We start from the raw sequence: 22442 nt of genomic DNA on the forward strand, positions 1-22442 counted from the left end.
AAGTTTTCCTTAACATTGAGAACAAGTTATGCGTGCACACAAAAAAACCGGCTTCAGCGTATCTCGCTAACGTCGGTTTCAAGTGTTATTAAATTAAGATCATAACCAATCAGCCCAGCAATGTGGCGGCCCGTATCCGTGCGGCACCGTTGCGGCCATTGTCCTTCGCATCATACAAGGCTCTGTCGCACACCTTGTAAAGCGCCTCAAGCTTTGTTTGCTCGTTCGGAATAAGGGTTACAACGCCAAGACTAATGGAAAGCGAGCCTGTCATTCCCGGTATGTGAATTTGCATGGTTGTCTGTCTAAAAGCCTCCACCAGACGGTCAGCCTCACTTTCATTCGCCCCTGGCAGCAATATAGCAAACTCGTCGCCGCCATACCGGCTGAAGGAATCTGTTCCTCTTAGCTGAGAACCGATATGCTTCGCCAGCTGCTGCAAGGCTCGGTCTCCGATGTGATGTCCGTAGGTGTCGTTGATTTTTTTGAAATGATCGATGTCGAACAGCACCAAGGAAAGATGCTTTTGTTTTTTGGCGTGCTCGGCTATGACTTGCTTTGACAACGACACGAAAGTTCTCCGATTTAAAACACCCGTCAAATCATCGTAGTTCGCCAACCGTACGAGCTCTTGATCGACCTGTTCCTTCAAAAGCAGTACAAAACCGATATTGCCGATAAACATGATCAAAAAAAGCGCTAGGAAGGAAAATGTCTGATAAATGCCCGGCGTAAACATACCGATGGTTTGGTCGGACAGCAAGGCGACGATCGCTCTCCCAATAAGTGAAACTATCGTAGAAATATAGAGCAGACCCATGATCTTCATAATATAGGATGCAGCTTTAGTACGAATCATTAAGTAAGCCGGAACGACCATAAAGAGCGCTGTTCCAATCGAGGCGGCCGCGATTCTAATATTTTCGTGATTATTAAAAATAATAACAAGATGGTAACCGACGATCGCGCCAAGGGTCAAGGCAGCGTAAAGCATTTTTGTAGAGCGATGAAACGCCTGCTGCAGCTTAAGCATCGCGACCGTTTCAAGCGCAAATCCAATAAATAGCAGGGAATTGGCTATCGACATCGTGTACACATCCGGAACTCCATTGCGTACAACGATTAACATCCAAGCAAAGCCTTGAGTACATTTAGCCAACAAGAACCTGCTCAAGATATGATCCTTAGTTTGCGTACGCCAGTAAGCGCTAATAAGCAAGACTGAAAATAGATGGCCTAATACGATTAAAATCATAACCGTCTTCATGTCTAGAAACAATGTCATGCAGAACACCAACTTATACAGAAAATAACTAATTTCTTTGATTATACTGGATCATCATTTATTTTATTGCATTAACTAATCGAAATGCTAGTTACCTCCGTCTGGGTTTTTTACGATTCCCATTTTTAGACACGAATTTTACCATTTAGTTACACTTAATTGAAATTCATTCGCCTAGAGAGACTGCGGCTTTCATTTCATCATTCTTATTTTAAGTTTCGCATGCCTTGTTTTCATCTTGATTGCTCATACAGCAAATGCATTGCTTTCATTTTTTGTTTGATCTGCGCAACTGCCTCAGTCGGCCCCGTAATTCTGACGTCCTCCCCGAGCGCCCAGATCAGCTCAACATAAAAATGCAGATCCTCCGCATCAATCTGAACAGCAGCCGTGCCTGTGCCATCTTCATTGCGTTTTATAAATGGCGCAAACCGTGTATTGGTATCCAGCTGCCATATTCCTTTTTCCGTTAACTCCAGCAGGAGCACGGTTTGCTCCAGCTGATCCTTTTCAGGCTTATCTAGCAGCGTCTGCCGTTCGATATCCTCCCGGCTTTCCATCGCTGGATTTATGACTGCCGAAAGCATCCGATCAGCCCTGAACTGTCTCATTTCCTTCCGCAGAAAACAATACGCCGGACAATACCAGTAACCCGAGCTTGCGTAAAGGCCGACGGGTTGAATATTTCTCTCCTGCACTCCTTTGCTCGAGCGATACCCGATCGTCACAATGCTGCGATCCATTATCGCATGCAGAAGCGTCTGGAGAATGTCAGGCGACATCTGGCGGTACGGGCTGTAGATCGCTACCCTATCTTTCAACCGTTCGATTCGACCTTTCACATCGGCTGGCAAATAGTGAAAAAACTTATGAAGCGCAGAGCTAGCTCCATCTCCAAACGGCAAGGAGCCGAAATACTCCAAGGATTGGCACGCAAAAAAAATAGCGACCGCCTCGCCCTCCGTAAAGCTGATCGGCGGAAGCATTCTCTCTTGCAGCAGCCTGTAGCCGCCGCCTCTTCCTTGAACCGAATAGACGGGAACCCCAAGCTCGCTGAGCTCCAGCAAATCCCTTGTAATCGTGCGGCTGGAAACGCCTAATTCATCGGCAAGCTCCTGCACGGTAAAAGCTTTTCTCGCATTGACCATCATCATTAATTGGAAAAGGCGCTGTGATTTTTGCAAGAGCATCACCTCTCTCTGTAGCTTTATTTTAGCTTATCTTTTTTAAATAAGACAATAATTGTCTTGTTTGAATGATAAGCTATATCTGAGATCCAATCAGGAATAATCATAGTGGGGGAATAAAACATGATCAATCATGCTTATGCGCAAGAAAAAACGGGGGTTGTATTTATCCATGGTGCTGGTTTGAATAGAGACATCTGGAGCAAAGTGCTAGAGGGCTTCGAGCATCCTTATTTATTGATTGATTTTCCGAATCGGGAAGAACAACGGGGAGAGCTTGCTTTAGCGGATTACGTCATGCATATGAAACAACAAATCGATGAATGGGGTACACGGAGGGTTATTATCGTGGCACATTCCTTAGCCGGTGTACTTTCACTTAAATTGGCAGCTGAGCTGAACGATCGTTTGGCAGGTTTTATCGCTGTTGGAGCGATCATCCCAAAGAAAGGCGGCTCCTTCTTATCTGTTCTCCCCCTGCCAAAGCGAATACTGATGTCTCTGATTCTGCGCAAAATGGGAACGAAGCCTCCCGAGGCTTCCATCCGTACAGGATTATGCAATGACCTCACAGAAGAGCAGGCAGCCTTGATTACAAATAAATTCAAACCCGAGTCCGTTCGTGTCTATACGGATCGGGCTGATGCGCCTGCTCCAGCTGTGCCGAAGCTGTACGTGAAGCTAAGCAAGGATAAAGAACTAAGTCCCTCCTTGCAAAATAAAATGATCTCGCATTTTGCACCGCAGTCGGTACAAAGCCTGGATACCGGACATTTGCCCATGCTAAGCGATCCAGCCGGGCTGCGCCTATTGCTGCTAAATTTCATCGCTCGCATTGAGAACGAATAGTAACCTTGCTAATCATGCAGCATGAAATTCCGAACGCGATCGGTTTCAAGCTTTCGTATGATGACGTTCCCGATATTCCTTTGGACTGAGCCCATAGTACTTTTTGAAGGACGTACTGAAATAACTCGAGCTTGAAATACCGACGAGCATGGCAATATCAGTCAATTTAAGATCGCTTTGCGCGAGCAGCTCACCTGCTTTTTTCATGCGCAAGCTTGTCACATACTCACTGAACGTCACGCCGACATGCTGCTTGAACAGCCCGGACAAATACGTTTCATTGAGATGGAACATCCCCGCGAGCGAAGCCAATGTAAGCTCATAGGCGAAATTATCATCTACGTATTTTTGAATGGTCTTAACGATAGACTGCCCGCTGGAGCTCCGGGTCTTTAGCGCCTCATTCATAACCAGCCGCGCAAGCTCCTCCAGCTGCTCCAATATTTGCTCCCTCGAATGGAAATCACCGATTGTCATCTGGCAGTCCCAGAGCCGCTTCTGGAGCACCGCTTCTCCTGCCTCATACTTCTTCGCAATCGAATGAAATAGAAGCAATATGCGCGATGCGATAAAGGTAAAGGAGAACATCGGGAAATCGACCCCGCGCGGAACAACGCGCTCGATCAGCGCCGAATAGGCTTTGAAATCACCATTTTCGATGGACACGACCAGCTGCCTCTCCAGCTCCGGCGAGAATGCAGCGATCAAATCCTGCACCAGCAGATTACCTTCTCTATTCGTTCCATGAATGGTGCTTTGGCTCCATGAAAGCATGCTTGAGGAATATCCGTTTTTAAATTGACGGATTCCATTAACCGTTTCCCCTACTCCGATAACAGAATCGAGCCTCAAATACTTTTGGATATTCGTTCTGATTTGGCGAACCAGACGATCCGTTAAATCCGTTCCGTCAATTCCCCGGGAGGAAGCTTCCACCAGAAAATGCATCATGGAAGGATGGCTCGCGTCGTAAAAAGGATATACGCCCGAATACAGGCTCGCCGTTTCTCTACAAAGCATTTGGAACGCCATATGGAGCAGATCGATATGACCTCGTTCTTCGCCCAGCCTGCCGGCCGGCACCCGCATTTCTACAGCCACAAAACGGACGTGAAGCCGCTCATCGATAAATGCTGACAGCTGTAGCTGTTCCAGCCTTTCTTTTATGATCAGCAAGCTGTAGAAATCCTCTTTGACCATCCGAAGCAGCATTTGCTCCTGCATGGCAAGCAGTTGTTCTTTTCTCTGCCGCTGCTCAGCATGCTGCAGCTGCTCGTCTGTTTGCTGGGCAGCAATTTCAGCAGAGAGCTTCTGGAGCAGAGTAACCAGCTCTCTGCGGCCCACGGGCTTAAGCAGATAGTCCTTGACGCCGGCCTGTATCGCTGCTTGCATATAGGTGTAATCCGAATAACCGGATAAGACGACAATTTTGAGAGACGGATATAATTGTTTACAAGCATTAATGAGTCCGATACCATCCATCTGCGGCATCCTTATATCAGTCAGGAGCACATCAGGAAGACGTCTTCCTTGCAAGAGGCTCAGAGCCTCCTCGCCGTTCGACGCTTCAGCCGCGATATGGAATCCTGATGCCTGCCAATCAATTTTTGCTTTTATGCTATTCCTAACGCCTGCTTCATCATCAACGATCATTATGCTGTACACGTCTCTCACCCCTTTACTGCGGGAATGCTGATTCGGATCTCTGTTCCTTCTCCGCGTTTTGAATCAATGCTGACCTCTAGCTGTTCCCCATAATACAATCTACAGCGCGATAATACATTCCTCAGTCCGATGCTGTCCCCTCCGCTGTTCAGAATGTCTACGGAATCGGTGCTGCTCAGCTCTCTCATCAAATGCTCAACTAATTCAGCATCCATTCCGATCCCGTTATCTGCCACGACCATGTGCAGCCTGTCCTCCTCGGTTTTGACGCGAAGGGATATTTTCGCTACGCCGCTTTCCTCCAAGCTGTATTTAACAGCATTCTCCACAATCGGCTGCAATATAAACTTTGCGATAAGCAGCGTATTGGAAGCCAAATCTTCTTCAATCTCTACATGAAGCCTTTCCTCGTAACGCAGCTGGAGAATAAACAGATAATCGCGAATATAGTTCATCTCTTCTTTTACTTTAACCAAATCACTGTTTAAATTTAAAGAGTAACGCATCATTTGGCCGAGAGCTTCCGTCGCATCCATCAATACATCATTTTTTTTCATGGCGGCTAGGCCGCTAATAATTTCTAAAGTGTTATTAAAAAAATGCGGATTGATTTGCAGGAGCAGCGCTTTGTATTCCGCATTTTTACGCCGGAGATTGGTCTCGAACTCCGTCTCGATTAAAAAACGCAAACGCGTCGTCATATTCTCGAACACTCTGGTTACATAACCAACCTCACTGTGCCCTGTACGGACCGTCGGCATCATGCTGAAGGCCTGCGTGAATTCTCCCCGCTCGACATGCTTCATTGCTCTAGCCATCGATGTAAGCGGCCGTGTAATCCCCGAAGAGAGCCAATAGGCGACAAGAATAATAAGAAGCAGCAATATCAGGCTTATAAAAAGCATCGTACGGCGAATTTGCTCGATCTTCACGAAAAGCTCCTTCTCGGGAACCTCTCCGATAACATACCAGTCCTGCTCTTCGAAATAACGATAAAATAGCAAATACGTTTCTGCGTCTCTCCTAATCGGAAAAACGCCGCTTGTATCATAACCCTTTGCTGCTTTAATCTCCGCAAGACCTGACGATAATATCATCAGGCTATCCTCCGGAAGCTGTTGATCCAGCACGCTGCTGCCATCAGAAGTGAGCAAAAAAGCTCTGCCCGTTTTGCCGAATTTAATTTTCACGATCGCATCACGCAGTACCGAGGTCGGATAATTGATTTTCACAAAACCTGATTTCGTAAAAGATTGCAGCTGTACCAAAGGAAGCATATAGCTGTTCACCAATCTGGCTTTCATAATGGTGTCTGCTTGATCAGGATCGGAATGCGCTTCCGTCCAGCGCTTGTCCTCCTCTAGAAAGCGACTATACCAATCCTGTTCCAAATACGTTCGATCCTGCGTCCATACGCCGCCTCCGAAATCAGAAAAAACACCGATGGATATTCCGCTGGAATTGTTTATCGAATAAGACGAAACATATTCCATAAGCCTATGCTTCGCAAGAAGACGTTCCTCTACGCTGCTGTCAGGACTCATTTGAGCCGTAATCCATTCCTGCGTCACACGATTGCTCATTACTTGATTGCCGATTTCCTCAACCTGTGTCATCGAGGTATTGACATGCGATCCAAATTGTTCAATCGTCTGCGACGTCGAGGTTTCAATAGACTGCTTGATAAGCTTGGTCGATTCTTCGCTTAGAACGAATACAAGCGTAATAAACGGAACAATTAGAAGTAAGGAGAAAGCCGCCATCAGCCGGCTTCTTAGCGAGAAAAACATTGGCAGCCCCCTCATCATTTACTGGCATCATTATTGCGATAGCGCAATTGAATCGGCATAAGCCTTATCGATCGTGCCGATCGCGGCTTGGATCGCCTCGTCCAGATCACGCTTCTCGAGCGTTACTTGCTCGAATAAGTGTTTGACTGCCTCAGAAACCTGCGGAAACACCGGCGTAATCGGGCGAGGCCTGCCGTACTTTTGGTTTTGGATGACAAAAATATTTTTCGGATATTCGTTCAGCTCCGTAAACTCCTTGGCAACAGAATATCTCGCTGGAATATCCCTTGTAATGCTGGTATACAGCTTCAAGCCATCATAGCTTGTCATCCAATTCACAAACATCCATGCTTCCTCCGGATATTTGCTTTTCGATGAAATTCCAAGTCCCCAGCTGCCATTGGCGACAGCTTGCCTCGTTCCCTTCGGCAGCGGGGCAACGTCATAGTCCACGCCGAGTTTAAAATCCGGGAAATTTTCAGCTAAATGCGCGAGAGACCATGTTCCGTCGATGGTAATGCCTAACTTGCGGTTCGGAAACGCATCGACAGGATATTCAAAAGAAGCCACTTTGTATTTAGTGAACAGCTCCGTATAGAACAGCAATGCCTGCTTCGTTTCCGGTGAGTCCAGATAGCCTTTCGCCGAGGTTCCTTCCGGATTCATCACCTCTCCGCCGAACTGCCAAATGATCGGATATTTGAAATAGGCGGTTGCTCCCGCATTTTGAAAGCCCTGTGCAGGGTCGATGCCATAAATCCCTCGGCTGGGGTCATTGATTTTTTTTGCAGCGCTCAGCACCTGCTCCCAGGTCCAAGCCTCATCGGGATTACGCGAAGGTAGCGGGATTCCGGCAGCCTCGAACATTTTTTTATTATAAAACATCGCGATCGATGATTCCGTCATTGGAGCCAAATAAATATTTTGCCGATAAGTGTAGCCGTCAATTGTCGTTTGCGGGATATCCTCGATATGACCATCACGCTGAAAACGATCCGTTAAGGGCAAAAGTGCGCCTGCCTCGGCATAGGACGCAAGGTTCGGCGCATCGATGGCCATTATGTCCGGCGGGTTGCCGGCGGCTACAGAGGTTCGAAGCTTCGTATCATAATCGCTATAGGGGAATGGCATCATTTGTATTCGAATCGAAGGATTCTTCTCCATGAACGCTGCAATCAATTGATCATAAGCGGCATTTTCCGCCTTGTTTCCGGAATTTCTCCAAAAAGTAAGCGTTACCGTTTTTGTAATTTCAGTATGGTCAGCCTCTTCATGAATAGAAGGGTCTCCGCCGCCTCTCATACAGCCCGTCAACAGCAGCATTCCCAGCGTAATCATGAGATAGATGGTATGATATTTCCTCTGCACGGATAAACTCCCCTTTGCTTTTTTCATTCGTCCGCAAGTATTCATCCATTCAGAATAACAGATTTTACAGCATGAATACTTATAATTTTTTCTGTATTTAAGTTTAAATATTCTCTGGTCACTTGCTGCAAACGCAAAAAAAACCTCAGCCCTTATTCCACAAGGCTGAGGTTAACCCATTATGATTTTAATTGCTCTTGCTCCACGCACTGCTTCTCCTTAATTAATAGCACCGATACATATTGCAGCACGGCCATGCTGAACAGCACAACCGGCATCCATACCGATTCCAAATCCTTAGCAAGAAAGATAAGCAAGCTAATGGAGAGCACCCTTCCCGCGTTAAGAAAAAGCTCCCGCATGACGACGGATTCTACGCGCAGCTGGCCTTTGAGCGGCAGTGTGCCGATCAATCGGTAATAATAAGAGGTAAGCGTATTGACTGCAAGCGGATTGCAAATCGAGAACAAGATCATAAATAAGGCGACAGACCAAAAATCCACTTGGATAAGCAGCAGCGACGAGCCTAACGCGACACCCGTTGTAGAAAGCAGCACGTATTTGCGAACCTGCTCTTTTTGCGCTTTCCTTGAGATGACATAACCGGTAGCAACGGTCAGAGAGGAGAAAAACACACCTAAATATCCGACCCAATCCTCGCGGCCAACGGTTTGATAAAGCATGATATTAGGCAAAAACAGCATAATGCCCTGGAATAGGCCGAGCACAAAAAAACTAAACAACGCCTTCATCCAGCGTCGGTTCTTGTTCATGACAAGCCCCATAAATTTTAAATAATACGCTTTGTGATGAGATGGAATCATCGGTATACGGAAGCTGACAATCGCGGCGATCAAGAACATGATAAACGCCAGCATGAATATAAATACGTAGCCCGTCAGACCCTCGCTGCGCTGAATGATAAACCCCGCAAGTGCCGGCCCGGCAAGCCCGGACGCGTTAAATGCGATCATGTTGATTGCAAGAAAACGTATGCGGTTCGCTTCAGTTGAGACATCATATTGAATGACTAAGTAGCCGGTCCAATACAGCCCCGCGGCAATCCCGTTGAAAATAGCAAACATTATGTAGTATTGCGCGACATGCTCCTGGGCAATAACGACCATCAAATAAAAGATGGCAATCATCACGATTCCTAACCGGTAGGTAACCATTCGGTCACGGCGTTTGGCAATCCAGCCTCCCAGCGCGAATGCCGGCGGCGTCAGCAGGAATACGATAATGTTATAAATCCCGTTGACCATCAAATCCTGCGTTAACCGCCATAAATATAAATTTAGAAACAAGCCTGACATGGATGCGCCGAACTGAAAGCAGCAATGAATGAGCAGTGCCGTAACGGCATCCTTGCTGAGTTTGCTTTCAGGAGAAAGCGGCGCACCTTTAAAAAGGTTTAATCTGGTCCAAAAACTCGTCCCATTCCGCATTTGCTGCATCCCCCGTTGTACATCAACTCGATAACGCTTTCTTTTTATTCATTTTATCATATCGATACAGTATTCCCTTTCAGCAAGAAAGCGCTCTCTTCCTCAAAATAGTCACTAGCCTCCCATATGGGAAGCTCTAGGAAACCTATTCTTTGTTTTAGTTCATTGTTCTCGCGATTAAGGTCACAGCCTCGACTTGAAAACGCTGGCCGAAACGAAATTCGTGCATAAATCTAACAAAAATTAACAAATGGATGTGACTATGAAAATTAGGATTGGATTTGTTCGATTCCTCGAATCAAAGTTGAAATAAATGAAGCCATTGGATTGGCAGGATTTTCACCAGCCTTCAGACACCTATTTTCGAATAGCAACCGATTCATTAATCACACACTACAGCTATTGCATCGAAAAGGAGGGAATTCACAATGGCAAAGCAGCAAGGTCATGCTACAAAAAACACAACAACAAAAACATCCGATAAAAAAGGAAACGCTTCTGGCAACAACCACTAACGCCGCAGTTTAAGGATAAGTCCATATGCCAAAGAGACGGCCAGGAAGGCTTTTTACCTAACTGTGCCGTCTCTTTAGACTGCTGTAGCGTTGTTGCTCCTGAATCGCATGAGGTCTACTGCACTTTCTACAATAGAAAGCTGACATGACATTCAGTTCAAAGACCTACATTGCAGAAAATACATCAGAAACACCCTCCTTGACGGAAAAATTAACGGATTCTGCGAAATCTATTGCAGAAACTGCAATGCAGTCAGAGAATCTACTCTCGAGCAGGGTTTAGATTGTAAAAACTACAGCGCAGCAATAAGTACTCTTCATTTTAGATGATTTTACTTAGGCTTCGGCATAGAAAAGCAGCTTGAGCTTTTGTTGAAACGTGTACGTAACTGCTGCACAGCGCCAGTATAAACGACACTGTTTTTCATGTGCCCATTCCTTAACTTCAGTAAAAAAGAGACTGGTTCGGCGAAAGGCATACAGCCTTTTCCGGAACCAGTCTCTTTGTTTCAAGCGCGAAATAAAAGGTTATTTATCACTTTTAGCGAATAATAAGCATAAGGAACTCAAACTTATTACTAGAAAAAGTGGTGAAACAGCTATGACTGCACATTCTTATACCGTCATTGATTTTGAAACGAGCGGACTTGATCCGAAGAAGGACCGTGTTATAGAAATGGCGGCTATCCGCTGCGTTAACGGCGAAATTGCAAGTGAATTCAGCACACTGGTTCGATATGACGGTAAGCTTTCGGCCAAAATAACCGAGCTGACCGGCATCACCGATGAAATGACGGCTACAGGAATGGACGAAGATACCGCATTTCGTATCTTGAACCGCATGCTCGGAGACAACGTTCTGATTGCCCACAATGCCGCCTTCGATCTCGGATTCCTGCATCATTCCCTGCTTCGCATCGCTGGCAGGTCTTTTTCGAACAGCTTCATCGACACGCTGACCATCAGCCGTGCACGCCATGTTTATCCGCATACCCTTAAGGATATGTCGGATCGATACGGCATCCCGCTCATCGGCGGCCATAGAGCTTTAAATGATGTCATCGCCTGCTGGGAAATATTCCGCAAGATGGACGAAGAGCAGCCTGTTGAAGACTATATGAACACGCTTGGTTACCTCAAGAAGTTCGGACCGCCTGCATGGAGTCCTCCCGGCGCCGTCCTCGAACCTATTGAACTGAAATATGCACCGCGTTAAACGCGTTCCTTCCCTTTATCCGATTCGCCTGCATTCTTATTCGCAGCCTCCCGGTCTTGCTGCATCTCCTCAACCGTCTTCACCTTCAGACGCGCTGCGCCTTCGTATTCACGCGTAGGAAGCAACGGCCCTTCCGTTAGGCGCTTTTTAGCTGCTGCGATAGAATCAGTATATTGCGGCAGCCACTGCTCCTGCGCCACAAGCATTTCATCGACCATTTGCCAAATTTCATTCGGATTGCAAACGGCACCGACAAGTGGATCCATCATAAAAGCTTGACGCAACAGCTTATCGTCGCCGTGGATCGCTGCTTCAACTGCTAGGCGCTGAACAGATATGCTAACGTTGCATACAGCAGCAGCTCCAAGCGGCAGCTCGCCTACCGTCGGCATGGAGATCCCGTTGCGATCCACATAGCCTGGCGCCTCGATGATGGCATCATTAGGCAGATTCGCGATGACGCCATGGTTCTCAACATTAAAATGACCGCGGTAAACTCGTCCCGTTTCCAAACCTTCGATAATGTAAGAGCCGTGCTCATGACTGCGGAGCTCGCTTTTGAATTCATTTGCCGGATCCTTCATCCAGTTAGGGAAATCCGTCTCAAACCAATTTCGTCCTTCCGTGCATACACGCAAATATCCGCCTGTCTCACCGTTAATCCAAGAGCTCATATCAATCCAATCGTTAATCTCTTCCGGACGCTTACGGTACCAAGGCACATATTCGCTCAAATGGCCGTTTGATTCGGTGCTGTAATAACCGAAGCGGCGAAGCATATCGATACGCACCTTCTCCGTGCGGCTAAAGTCCGGATGCTTCTCGAATGCTTCCAGCAGCTTGCCTGTCAAATCCTCGCCGCCATGCTTGATTTGGATATACCAGGTTTGGTGGTTGATACCCGCGCAAATAATATCGACTTCCTCCTGCTTAAGACCAAAGGCCTCGGCAATTTGCCAATGTCCGCCCTGTACCCCATGACATAAACCAATCGTTCGTACGTTGCCATATTTATTGCAAGCCCATGTCATCATCGCCATAGGGTTAGCATAGTTGAGCAGAAGTACATCGTCCGCCGCCACCTCGCGAATATCGCGGCAAATGTTCATCATCTCTGCAATGCCCCGCTGGCCGTACATAATGCCGCCGGCACTCAGTGTATCGCCTACGCACTGGTCAACGCCGTATTTGAGGGGAATATCCACGTCTGTTGCAAAAGCCTCTAGACCCCCGACGCGGATTGTACAAATTACGTACTTCGCATCCTTCAATGCCTCGCGGCGATCCGTAGTCGATTGGATCGCTATCGAAAGACCGTTCTCGTGGATATCACGCTGGCAAAGCGCCGTAACCATTTCAAGGTTATGCGCATTGATATCGGTAAACGCAACCTCGATGTTTTGGAATTCAGGAACAGCAAGCAGATCTCGCAGCAAGCCGCGCGTGAATCCAATCGAGCCCGCGCCTATAAATGTAATTTTAAATGCAGACATGCCAATCAGCCTCCAATTATCGTCTAATAGATTCGTTTAATCTCCTCTATATTTTAGCAACGATATTTCGGAAGCGTTATCAAAATAGTGACCAAGTGTCTCCGCAAGTGTCAGAAATCATCACTTTTGCAACTAAGCAGGCTGACAGCTATGAACTATTTTACAGGTAGTTATGGGTATCCATCGAATTCCGGTAAGCAATCGGCGTCAGGCTCGTGTATTTTTTGAACATGGCGTGGAAATATTGCCTGCTTCCTACACCGACGTAATCACAAATATCCGCAATGGCGATATCCGTCTCCATCAGCAGCATTTTCGCTTTTTCCATCCGCAGCTCCGTCAAATAACTTGTAAGCGTTTTGCCCAGCTGTGTCCGAAAAACGCGGTGCAAATAACCGGGATGCAGGTTGACAGCCGCCGCAATATCCTTCACTTGAATATCGCGGTCATAGTTGTGGTGCATGTACTCAATCGCTTGTTTTACATAGAGATCCGCAGGGTTAACGCCCTTCGTTTCTGACTCCTTGTGCAGTCTTGCAATGGCAAGCAGAAGCTGAGCGAACAAAAGCTCCGCTTTCATATTGATGCGTTTGCCTATGCTGTCCAGCTCCAGCACCAAGCTCTTCAGTACTTGGTACACTTCGCTTGCATCGCGCAAAAACAAATAAGAGGACTGCGCTGTGAACAAATAAGCCACATCCTCGTCCTCCAAAGCAAGCTGACGCATAGAGGGAAACGCCGCATGGCGCTTCCGGAAATCAAATTCAACGTTAAGCATACGGCATGGACCGCGCTCGTCGACGATGAGCCGGTGCGGAACATTCGCGTCTAAAATAACGAAGTCACCCTTTTTGAGCATCATATCACAAGCTTCCTCCGACCCTGCCGCTTCAAGCTCGATGACGCACGCCCCGGAGATGACATACATAATTTCGATAGCGTCATGCGTGTGAAAGGTCATCGAGTAATCAGACCACTGCTTAAAATAATAAGCAGACACATGCGGATGCAAATCGCCACCCAGCCACTCGCATTTAAACAATGTTCTGCTCACGAGACGTTTCCTCCTTGCCCAGCAACAAGATTTTTACACGGCCGCAAGCTTGGAAACAGCCCGCAGCGCCGTTTCGATCTCCCGCTCAACCGCTTTCGTTACGACATCCGTATGCGGATCGTACTCGCCAGCCAAATCGGAATCCGCGTAACCGTCCAATGCCAAGATTGCACCGGCACGCGCTCCACGAAGCGTTGCAATGACATACAGCGCAGCAATTTCCATCTCAACGGCAATTGCTCCCGCTTGCTTGTATTGACGATGTGGAATGTCCACAACGCCGGAGAAGAACACGTCGAGCGTAACGGTAATGCCTTTCTTTACAATCCCTTCGCTCTCCAGCGCCGACGCATAAAGAGCTTCTGTCACCTCACTGTCAGCAACAGCAGGGAAACCTGCCGGCACCAGCTGATGCGTTAGGCCCTCAGCCCGGACGGCAGCCGTACTTACGACCAGACTGCCTGCAGGATGATCCGCCGAATACGAACCTGCCGTACCGACACGTATTAGTGTTTTTACGCCGCCCCGAATCAGCTCCTCGAAGCAGACAGCCGCTCCTGGCGAGCCTACGCCATGACTTACGACAGCAAGCCGCACACCCTCATAATCCCCTACGAAAGTACGGTATTCCCGCGCAAACGCAAGCTCTTTAACATTAACCAGCTTTTGCGATATAAGCTCGGCACGCCGCGGATCGCCGCAAACGATAGCGTAAGCCGGCAAATCCTCCGGATTAACTTGTAATATAGGAAGCATCTGCTCAATCAAACTCCTTTTTTAGCCATTCATCCTCAGGCATTGCGTTCTCGTCGCTGCTAAAACGCTGTTCCTGGAACGGATCTGCATAGTTGTGGAAGCCGTTGCGCTCCCAGAAGCCCTCGCGGTCCTCTTTCATAAATTCAATTCCCGTAATCCATTTTGCGCTTTTCCAGAAATACAAATGAGGAACAAGCAAGCGCATCGGCCAGCCATGCTTATCAGTCAGAGGCTCGCCGTCAAAGCGGTGCGCCAGCAATACATTTTCATGCAGCAAATCCGCTAACGGAACATTCGTATCATAATCCTCATCTGCATGGATCATGACGTATTTGGCATCCGGCTTCACGCCGAGCAGGGGCAGCAAATCCTTAAATTTCACGCCCTCCCACTCGGTATCCAGCTTGGACCATCTGGTTACGCAGTGAATATCGCATAAGGTCTTCGTTTGCGGAAGAGCAAGCAGCTCCTCGAAGCTGAAAGTCCGTTCCTCAGCGACCTCGCCAAATACGCGAAGCTTCCAGTTGTTTAAATCATAGACGGGAACTTCCCCTTCATGCAGGATTGGAAACCGTTCCGTAACCGTTTGACCTGGGGGCACCCGATGGGCAATCTCCTGCGCAATCTCCGCTTGTCTGATTGCCGTCACTTTTTTGAGCCGATCTGCTTTTTTATGCATCGTTTTACCTCCATACTTGTCCTATTTGCTTACTTGTATGACTAATCGAGCAGTCTACTTGCTCTGTCCAATTTACCGAGAGCTTTCATTCGATTTGCGCGCTTCCTGCATGTAGCCTTTGTCTTTAAAGAATAACATAGCAATGATCGTAACGATATAAGGCAGCATCATCGTAAAATGCGTCGGCAGGGCGAAGCCCTGCAGCCTGATGCTAAGTGCATCCATGAAGCCAAACAGCAGGCTCGATGCAGCAACACCGATTGGATTCGATTGGCCAAGCATCGTCGCAACGAGCGCGATGAAACCCCGTCCGGATGTCATGCCTTCCGTAAACATCGTTACATTCCCAAGCGACAACTGGGCGCCTGCAAGCCCGCACAGCACGCCGCACATCAGCACTGCGCCATATTGGATCCGTGATACTTTAATGCCCAGACTCTTGGCTGCAGTTGGATTCTCGCCTGCGGCAAGCAATCGAAAGCCTGTTACCGTCTTGAACAAAAATAGTTGCAGGGCAATGACTAGCAGAATCGATAAATAAACGAGCGGTGAATGCCCGGATAATACATCCCCAAGCCATGGAATTTCCTTTAGAACCGGAATATCCCATTTGGGCAGGCCCACCATATCCTTATTGTAGTATGCGCCTTTCACATCAAAGATCGCACGCAAGGAGAACGTCGTCAGCCCCAGCGCCAAAAAGTTAAGGGCTATCCCGACAACAATGACGTTCGCCTTAAGCTGTATACTCATATATCCAAACAATATCGAAAATAAAAGCGAGCATAATACCGCAAAAAGCACTGCAGTAAATACATTCCCCGTAAAATGGTTACCCACGATCGCAGAAAAGGCACCGATCAGCACTAAGCCTTCAAGACCTACGTTAAACAAACCGACTCGTGCGCATATGGCGCCGCCGAGTGCCGCAAGCAGTATTGGCGTTACCATACGAAGTGTCGAGGCAAACAAGGAGGCATCTAATAAAAAATCCATATTATGACCTCGCCTTCTTGCGTTTTATAAACGAATAAGTGAATTTCGCAGAAACGAATAAGATAAGGACCGCTTGAATGATACTTGATACCTCGAGCGGCACCTCCGTGTTACGCTCCATGCCCATTCCGCCTGTCTGCAAGGCGGCAAGCAGTATCGCGGCTACCGCGGTTCCCAGCGGATGCGAGCTTGCAAGCAGCGTTGCCATTATCCCTGACCAGGCGTATCCTGGCGAGGTTAATGCCCCGTCCAAATAACGATACTGTGTACCCAGCACCTCAACGGAGCCTGCTAGACCGGCCAAACCTCCGCTGACAAACATGCTGATCAGCATCATTTTCCCCCGCTTGATGCCGCCATAGCTTGCAAATAGCGGATTGCCGCCCAGCATGCGTATTTCATAGCCTCTAACCGTATAGCGCATAAACAGGAACAACAATATGGCCCCAACTGCAGCAATAAGGAAGCCGGCATGCAGGCTCATTCCTTTAAAAAGCTTTGGCAGCCATACGCTTTGATCGATCATAACGGTTTGAGCCATTGCTGCCGAACCCGTGCGATCCTTCAAGGGATAAGATACGATATAACCTGCAAAGAGAGTAGCAATATAATTAAGCAATAAAGTGGTGATCAGCAGATTCATTCGGAATCTGGCATCCAGCCAGCCTGCGAATGCCGACCATATTCCCCCGGAAATAATACCGGCTATAATTGCAGCAATAAGCTTGAACCAACCAGGTCCAGGCAGGTAGATGGCTGTTACTGCTGCGCTTAGCGCGCCCAGCACCATTTGACCTTCTGAGCCCATATTAAAAAATCCAGCACGAAAGGCTAGCGCAACTCCCAGCCCGATCAATATGATCGGTGTCGCGCGGCTTAATGTATTCGTAAAAAAGTAGAAGCTGCCGAATGCGCCCTTCCACATTTCAGCGTATGTTTCCGTAACGGAGCCCCCGACGATGACGATGGCAATTGCGCCTGCTGCCAAGCCGACAAGAACCGCCAAAAGCGGCTGCAGCAGCGAGCGTCCGATTTGTACCAGCTTATCCAACCGCTTTTCCTCCTGCCATTAACAAACTAATTTGCTCCTCGGTAGCCGTATCCGCATCCAGCTCGCCTACGATCTGCCCCTCATACATCACCAAAATCCGATCAGACAGCTTCAATATTTCGGTTAATTCAGAGGAAATGAGCAGGATTGCCCCTCTTTCGTCTCGCTTCTTGAGAAGCTCTCCGTGGATGATCTCCATAGCGCCGACATCCACGCCGCGCGTGGGTTCAGCCGCAATGAGGAACGGAGTTTTCTGGGCAAGCTCCCTAGCAACAATAAGTTTTTGTAGATTGCCTCCGGACAGGAACTGCGCCTTGGTAGATAACGAGCCTGTTTTAATGCCAAAGCGCGTAACCCATTCACTTACCATCTGACGAATTCCGGCACCGTCTAACATGCCGTATTTCTGATGCTTGCCTGTATGACCCATCAAACCGTTTTCCGTAACGGTTGCATCCTTCGCAACGCCCCATTGGTAACGGTCTTCCGGAATGTGAGCAAGCCCCCGCTCACGAATAACACCCGCCGGTGAACCGGTCACGTCCTGTCCTAGTAGCTTTATTTCACCGCCATCAGGTTTTATAAGGCCGGATATCGTTTGAATGAGTTCCGATTGGCCATTGCCTGATATACCTGCAATGCCGACTATCTCTCCTTCATCTACATGAAGGTTCACATTCGTGAGCAGCGGCTTTGTTTTCAATCCTTTGAGGGAAACGTTTGATACCTCCAGCACTTTCTTGCCTCTGCTGGCCTCATTACGTGATATATGTATCAAATCCCTACCGACCATAAGCCGTGACAATTGTTCCGCGCTTGTATCCTTTGCGTCAACCGTTCCGCTAACCTTGCCATCCCGCAGAACGGTTACCCGATCGGCGACTTCCATAATTTCCTGCAGCTTGTGGCTGATCAGAATAAAGCTTTTACCCTGCGCAGCTAATCCTTTTATCGCAATCAGCAGCTCCTTTACTTCAAGAGGGGTTAAAACGCCCGTAGGCTCATCCAAAATAATGACTTCCGCTCCTTGATAAAGAACCTTCAAAATTTCTACGCGCTGCTGCATGCCAAGCGAGCAATCTGCAACCTTCTTCCAAGGATCTACCGGCATGCCATAAAGCTTGCCGATTCGTTCCGTTTCGGCGGCAGCGGCCCTACGATCAAAGCCTACTCCCTTAGAGGGCTCACGCCCGATTACAATATTCTCGGCTATCGTAAACGTCGGGAACAGCATGAAATGCTGGTGGACCATACCTATTTTATGCTTGATCGCATCAGCAGGACTGGCAAACGAAACCGGTTTTCCATCCATAAGGATTTCACCGCTTGTCGGACTTTCCATTCCGTACAATATGCGCATCAGCGTTGTCTTCCCAGCACCGTTTTCACCAACCAAGGCATGAATTTCACCTCTTTGCAGCGAAAACTGAACATTGTTATTTGCGGTTACGCTCCCATATGATTTCGTAATGCTGTCCATTTGCAGCAACATACAAATGCTCCTCCCCATTCCATGCCGTACCGTTTAAACAAAAAAAACCACTTCCTCCATATAGGAAGAAGCCTCCAAGCAACAAGCAAACCGGCTGCATGGGTAGCAGCCGGCATGTCATTCTATTGAGCTAGCGGGTTTACTACTACGATTTTACCAGATTTGATATCTTCAGCAATCAATTTAACTTTATCTACATTTTCTTGGCCGATGAACGGGCTAAGCGTAGATTTGCTGTCTCTGGTTACGAACGTAAGGCCTACGCCGTCTTCTTTCAAGCCGTAGTCTGCTACGCCGAAAGCGAAGCTTCCATCTACGAAGCTTTTCACCGTTTCGTAAGCAACCGCATCCGTACCCTTCAATTGCGAAAGAACGATATGCTCTGGATCTTCTTCGGTACGGTCTGTATCTTGGCCGGATGTAAAGAAGCCTTTTTCCTTCGCTGCTTCGAATACGCCGTTGTCGCCAACAGCAGCCATACCTGCGATAAAGTCAGCTCCTTTAGATTGTTGCAGCAAAGCAAGCTCTTTACCTTTAACCGGATCCGTGAAGCTGCCTACATAGTTGATAAGGAATTGCGCATCTGGATTCGTGCTTTTCAAGCCTTGCTCAAATCCTGATGTATATTTGCTAAGGAGCGGCGCGTCCATTGCGACGACAGCGCCTACGATATTTGTTTTAGTGGAAAGGCCAGCAAGCGCGCCCATCAGGTAAGATGCTTCATGCTCGCGGAAGTTAACGCTGCGTACGTTTGGAAGATCAACGACTGTATCAATGACAGCGAATGACTTGTCCGGGTTTTCAGCAGCAACCTTCTTCAATGCATCCTCTGCTTGGAAAGTTGCGGTAATGATCAGATCATAATCTTCGGCAACGGTTGCGCGAAGGTTCTGTTCGAAGCCTGCTGGGTCAGTGGACTCGATTGTTTTTACTTCAGCGCCGAATTCATCGCCGGCTTTTTTGAAGCCTTCATCCATCAATACAAAAAATTTGTTCACGCCGATTTTTTCAGGCAGCACAAGCGCGATCTTTTTCTTCTCCGCTTTGTCGCCAGCCGTGTTATTCGTCGCTGCGCCGTTATTCGCCGCGTTTCCTGCATCATTTTTGTTTGCTCCGCAAGCTGCGACAATCGCAACCATCAGAAACAACGAAACCGCTAATGCTAATGCCTTTTTCATCGTAATCTCCCCTAAACAATTGAATGTATTAATTCCTTTTAATCCTAGTTGTTTTATCGGAATTTGTCAACCTATTTCATTCGACAAATTTCAAGTTTATTCTACACCAATTTTCCGTGTATTAATAATGAAATATGTAAATAGTCACGAATTTGTAACATCCGATTCCATATTCCTGCTCATATGTTCAAAAAGCTGGACACCCTTCTCCATGTCCGTTACCGACATGCCTTCAAAAAGCTTATGCATCAATTTTGAGCGGACTGTTTCGATAAGGTTGACGATTTTTAAGCCTTCGTCTGTCAGGTCAAGCATGACCACGCGACGATCCTTCTCTCCCCGCTCCCGCTTCACATAACCCAGCTCTATCAATCGGTCCGCGATCCCCGTTACTCCCCCGCTCGTAATCATGAGCTGCTCCGCTAATGCCGATGCCTTCTGCGCGCCTGATTGCGACAAGATGATGAGCATCCTGCCATGGGTCAATCCAAGCCCATGCACATTATAGCTATTCCATTCCGCATTGATTTGCCTGCGGACTTGACGAAAGGATTCGTCTAGTTTTCTCATTAATTCGAGCCTTTCTGCATTTGAAGCTTCCAATCGATCACCAACCTATCCTATATTTCATAAAAAGCAATCAGCTGTTCATATTATAACGTTCCTTTATGAGATTAACTAATCCTCTTTTACAGAAATATACGACTTTCTTAACAGAAGCGCAAAAAAGCCAACCAAAAGAAACGCCGGCTGGCCTTTTTGCTTACACTTGGAAACAATTCGAAAACATAATCTTACGCAATTATCCCTGCAAAAAGCGCAGCGGAGGCTTATCCAGCAAACCTTTGCGCGCTGTCTGCCACAACTCCCGCATTAGCTGCTGCAAAGGCCAAGCTGCTGTCGAAGCCGCTGAGACCGCTACCCCGAACCGATATGTCAGCGACGCGCCTGCAACGATCAAATGGCCCTCAGGCGAAGCAAAGCTATCCAATTTTTCCTGCAGCTGTTCTAAATGCGAGCTGTTCACGCGATCGGAAAACAGATAAAAGGTTGCGGTGTGAGTCATTTCATCCCAGCAGCCAGGCGCCGTTATGTCTTGCTTCGCCGGCTCGATCCGTTGACGCTGGGAGAAAATAAGCTCTTCCCCGTAATAAACGGACAGCGAGTTGCGATAGAATCGATAATCGAACCGCTCGCCCCGCAGGGTGCGTCCAGGACAAAGCACATCCGCCTGCATCCAAACCGAACCCGCCTTCAAATTAACTTTTGTCTCGTTTCGAAACGCCGCATCCTTATACAGCATTACCGGCTCAGGCATATGCTCGACGACGGCATTCTCTTCAAGAGCGAACACCTGCAGCATCGAAGAGTCAGCAGCTGGCTGGCTCGGATGCACCTTCGTGTAAGATTGATTGGTAATCATGACATGAGAGTCTTGGCCGGAAAACCAATCCAGCTCATATCTGTCGCCGCTGAGCAAACCGGGCGACACATCCATGACGATGACGCCTAACTGGTCATCCAGCGGAAATGCCTTCGCAATTTTTATAGGCGCGGTATGAAACTTATTTTCGACGAACGTCCGGCCTCGCCGATTTGCAAAGTCTGCGCGCAGCACAGACGTCCGGATGCGATGCTCACTCACCGTGCCGTCATGCTGACCCAATTGATTTACAAGTTCCATTTAGGATGCAGTATGCCGATGGTCTGAAGGTATATTGGTCAGTTGGATCACATGGGAATGCTCCGTCCCCCGCGCATGGGCAACTTCATGCGTCAGCCAACTCACGATCTTGTCAACGCCGTCGCCGCCGAACAAGTTGGAGAACACGAATGGGCGATCACCACGCATTTTCACAGTATCGGCCTCCATGACCTCGAGACTTGCGCCTACATAAGGTGCCAGATCGATTTTATTAATGACAAGCAAATCGGAACGCATGATGCCAGGGCCGCCTTTGCGAGGAATTTTCTCTCCTTGGGCCACGTCGATAATATAGATAAAACGATCCACCAGCTCGGGACTGAACGCAGCCGCCAAATTATCTCCGCCGCTCTCAATAAAGATAAGATCCAAATGATCAAAACGACGCTCCAGCTCTTCAATCGCTTCAAAATTCATCGATGCATCCTCACGAATGGCCGTATGCGGGCATCCGCCTGTTTCCACGCCAATGATGCGTTCCTCTGGCAGCACGCCTGTATTGAAAAGGATTCTGGCGTCTTCTTTTGTATAAATATCGTTTGTGATCACGGCCACGCTATATTTCGTATGAAGCTCGCGCGTCAGTCTTTCCACAAGCGCTGTCTTGCCAGACCCTACCGGTCCGCCGATTCCGATTCGAATCGGTCTTGAGCTGTCGATCGCCGGGCTTTCCCATTCCTGATGTGTATGTCCTTGTCCTTGGCACATTTGTTAT

General features: G+C 47.9%; 19 protein-coding genes. 2 read left to right on the top strand and 17 right to left on the bottom strand.

Annotated features, from left to right (window positions below; translation table 11 throughout):
• Positions 1–109 precede the first annotated feature (109 nt).
• Complete coding sequence (locus tag AC1DLI_RS23605; protein ID WP_477606940.1) at positions 110–1159, bottom strand: GGDEF domain-containing protein; 1050 nt, start codon at positions 1157–1159, stop codon at positions 110–112.
• A gap of 359 nt (positions 1160–1518) precedes the next feature.
• Positions 1519–2469 (bottom strand): helix-turn-helix transcriptional regulator, encoded by a 951-nt coding sequence (locus AC1DLI_RS23610; protein WP_477606941.1) that lies wholly within the window; start codon positions 2467–2469, stop codon positions 1519–1521.
• 126 nt (positions 2470–2595) lie between these two features.
• Here AC1DLI_RS23610 and AC1DLI_RS23615 point away from each other — a divergent pair, with 126 nt between their 5' ends.
• Positions 2596–3321 (top strand): alpha/beta fold hydrolase, encoded by a 726-nt coding sequence (locus tag AC1DLI_RS23615; RefSeq protein ID WP_477606942.1) that lies wholly within the window; start codon positions 2596–2598, stop codon positions 3319–3321.
• Positions 3322–3366: 45 nt separating this feature from the next.
• Here the strand turns inward: AC1DLI_RS23615 and AC1DLI_RS23620 are convergent, their stop codons facing one another.
• From AC1DLI_RS23620 to AC1DLI_RS23635, 4 genes are all read right to left on the bottom strand, one after another.
• Positions 3367–4986 carry a response regulator transcription factor gene (locus tag AC1DLI_RS23620; protein ID WP_477606943.1) on the bottom strand — a complete coding sequence of 540 codons (1620 nt, stop codon included), beginning with the start codon at positions 4984–4986 and terminating at the stop codon, positions 3367–3369.
• A gap of 5 nt (positions 4987–4991) precedes the next feature.
• Positions 4992–6776, bottom strand: a complete 1785-nt coding sequence (locus AC1DLI_RS23625; RefSeq protein ID WP_477606944.1) for a cache domain-containing sensor histidine kinase — start codon at positions 6774–6776, stop codon at positions 4992–4994.
• 30 nt (positions 6777–6806) lie between these two features.
• Positions 6807–8144 (bottom strand): ABC transporter substrate-binding protein, encoded by a 1338-nt coding sequence (locus AC1DLI_RS23630; protein WP_477606945.1) that lies wholly within the window; start codon positions 8142–8144, stop codon positions 6807–6809.
• Between the two features lie 179 nt (positions 8145–8323).
• A complete protein-coding gene (locus AC1DLI_RS23635) occupies positions 8324–9592 on the bottom strand; it encodes an MFS transporter (RefSeq protein ID WP_477606946.1) in 1269 nt (422 codons plus the stop codon).
• Between the two features lie 1116 nt (positions 9593–10708).
• Here AC1DLI_RS23635 and AC1DLI_RS23640 point away from each other — a divergent pair.
• The gene (locus AC1DLI_RS23640; RefSeq protein WP_308995781.1) at positions 10709–11323 is read left to right on the top strand and encodes a 3'-5' exonuclease; all 615 of its coding nucleotides are present in this window, start codon (positions 10709–10711) and stop codon (positions 11321–11323) included.
• Here the strand turns inward: AC1DLI_RS23640 and melA are convergent.
• From melA to ureG, 11 genes are all read right to left on the bottom strand, one after another.
• Positions 11320–12816: an alpha-galactosidase gene (gene melA / locus AC1DLI_RS23645; RefSeq protein WP_477606947.1), complete on the bottom strand. Its 1497-nt coding sequence runs from the start codon at positions 12814–12816 to the stop codon at positions 11320–11322. The genes AC1DLI_RS23640 and melA overlap by 4 nt on opposite strands.
• A gap of 160 nt (positions 12817–12976) precedes the next feature.
• The gene (locus tag AC1DLI_RS23650; RefSeq protein ID WP_477606948.1) at positions 12977–13870 is read right to left on the bottom strand and encodes an AraC family transcriptional regulator; all 894 of its coding nucleotides are present in this window, start codon (positions 13868–13870) and stop codon (positions 12977–12979) included.
• A gap of 33 nt (positions 13871–13903) precedes the next feature.
• Positions 13904–14626: a nucleoside phosphorylase gene (locus AC1DLI_RS23655; protein ID WP_477606949.1), complete on the bottom strand. Its 723-nt coding sequence runs from the start codon at positions 14624–14626 to the stop codon at positions 13904–13906.
• A gap of 4 nt (positions 14627–14630) precedes the next feature.
• Entirely contained in the window at positions 14631–15305 is a 675-nt protein-coding gene (locus AC1DLI_RS23660) for a sulfite oxidase-like oxidoreductase (RefSeq protein ID WP_477606950.1), read from the bottom strand.
• 72 nt (positions 15306–15377) lie between these two features.
• The gene (locus AC1DLI_RS23665; protein ID WP_477606951.1) at positions 15378–16301 is read right to left on the bottom strand and encodes an ABC transporter permease; all 924 of its coding nucleotides are present in this window, start codon (positions 16299–16301) and stop codon (positions 15378–15380) included.
• A 1-nt stretch (position 16302) separates the two neighbouring features.
• Positions 16303–17352 (bottom strand): ABC transporter permease, encoded by a 1050-nt coding sequence (locus tag AC1DLI_RS23670; RefSeq protein WP_477606952.1) that lies wholly within the window; start codon positions 17350–17352, stop codon positions 16303–16305.
• Positions 17345–18844, bottom strand: a complete 1500-nt coding sequence (locus tag AC1DLI_RS23675) for an ABC transporter ATP-binding protein (RefSeq protein ID WP_477606953.1) — start codon at positions 18842–18844, stop codon at positions 17345–17347. Before AC1DLI_RS23675 ends, AC1DLI_RS23670 begins: the two co-directional genes overlap by 8 nt.
• A gap of 122 nt (positions 18845–18966) precedes the next feature.
• Positions 18967–20022 (bottom strand): BMP family lipoprotein, encoded by a 1056-nt coding sequence (locus AC1DLI_RS23680; protein ID WP_477606954.1) that lies wholly within the window; start codon positions 20020–20022, stop codon positions 18967–18969.
• Positions 20023–20166: 144 nt separating this feature from the next.
• A complete protein-coding gene (locus AC1DLI_RS23685; RefSeq protein ID WP_477606955.1) occupies positions 20167–20592 on the bottom strand; it encodes a MarR family winged helix-turn-helix transcriptional regulator in 426 nt (141 codons plus the stop codon).
• Between the two features lie 232 nt (positions 20593–20824).
• Positions 20825–21706 carry an urease accessory protein UreD gene (locus AC1DLI_RS23690; RefSeq protein WP_477606956.1) on the bottom strand — a complete coding sequence of 294 codons (882 nt, stop codon included), beginning with the start codon at positions 21704–21706 and terminating at the stop codon, positions 20825–20827.
• Positions 21707–22435 carry an urease accessory protein UreG gene (gene ureG, locus AC1DLI_RS23695; protein WP_477606957.1) on the bottom strand — a complete coding sequence of 243 codons (729 nt, stop codon included), beginning with the start codon at positions 22433–22435 and terminating at the stop codon, positions 21707–21709.
• Positions 22436–22442: the final 7 nt, after the last annotated feature.

The sequence above is a fragment of the Paenibacillus sp. 01T443 genome (genome assembly GCF_056398325.1).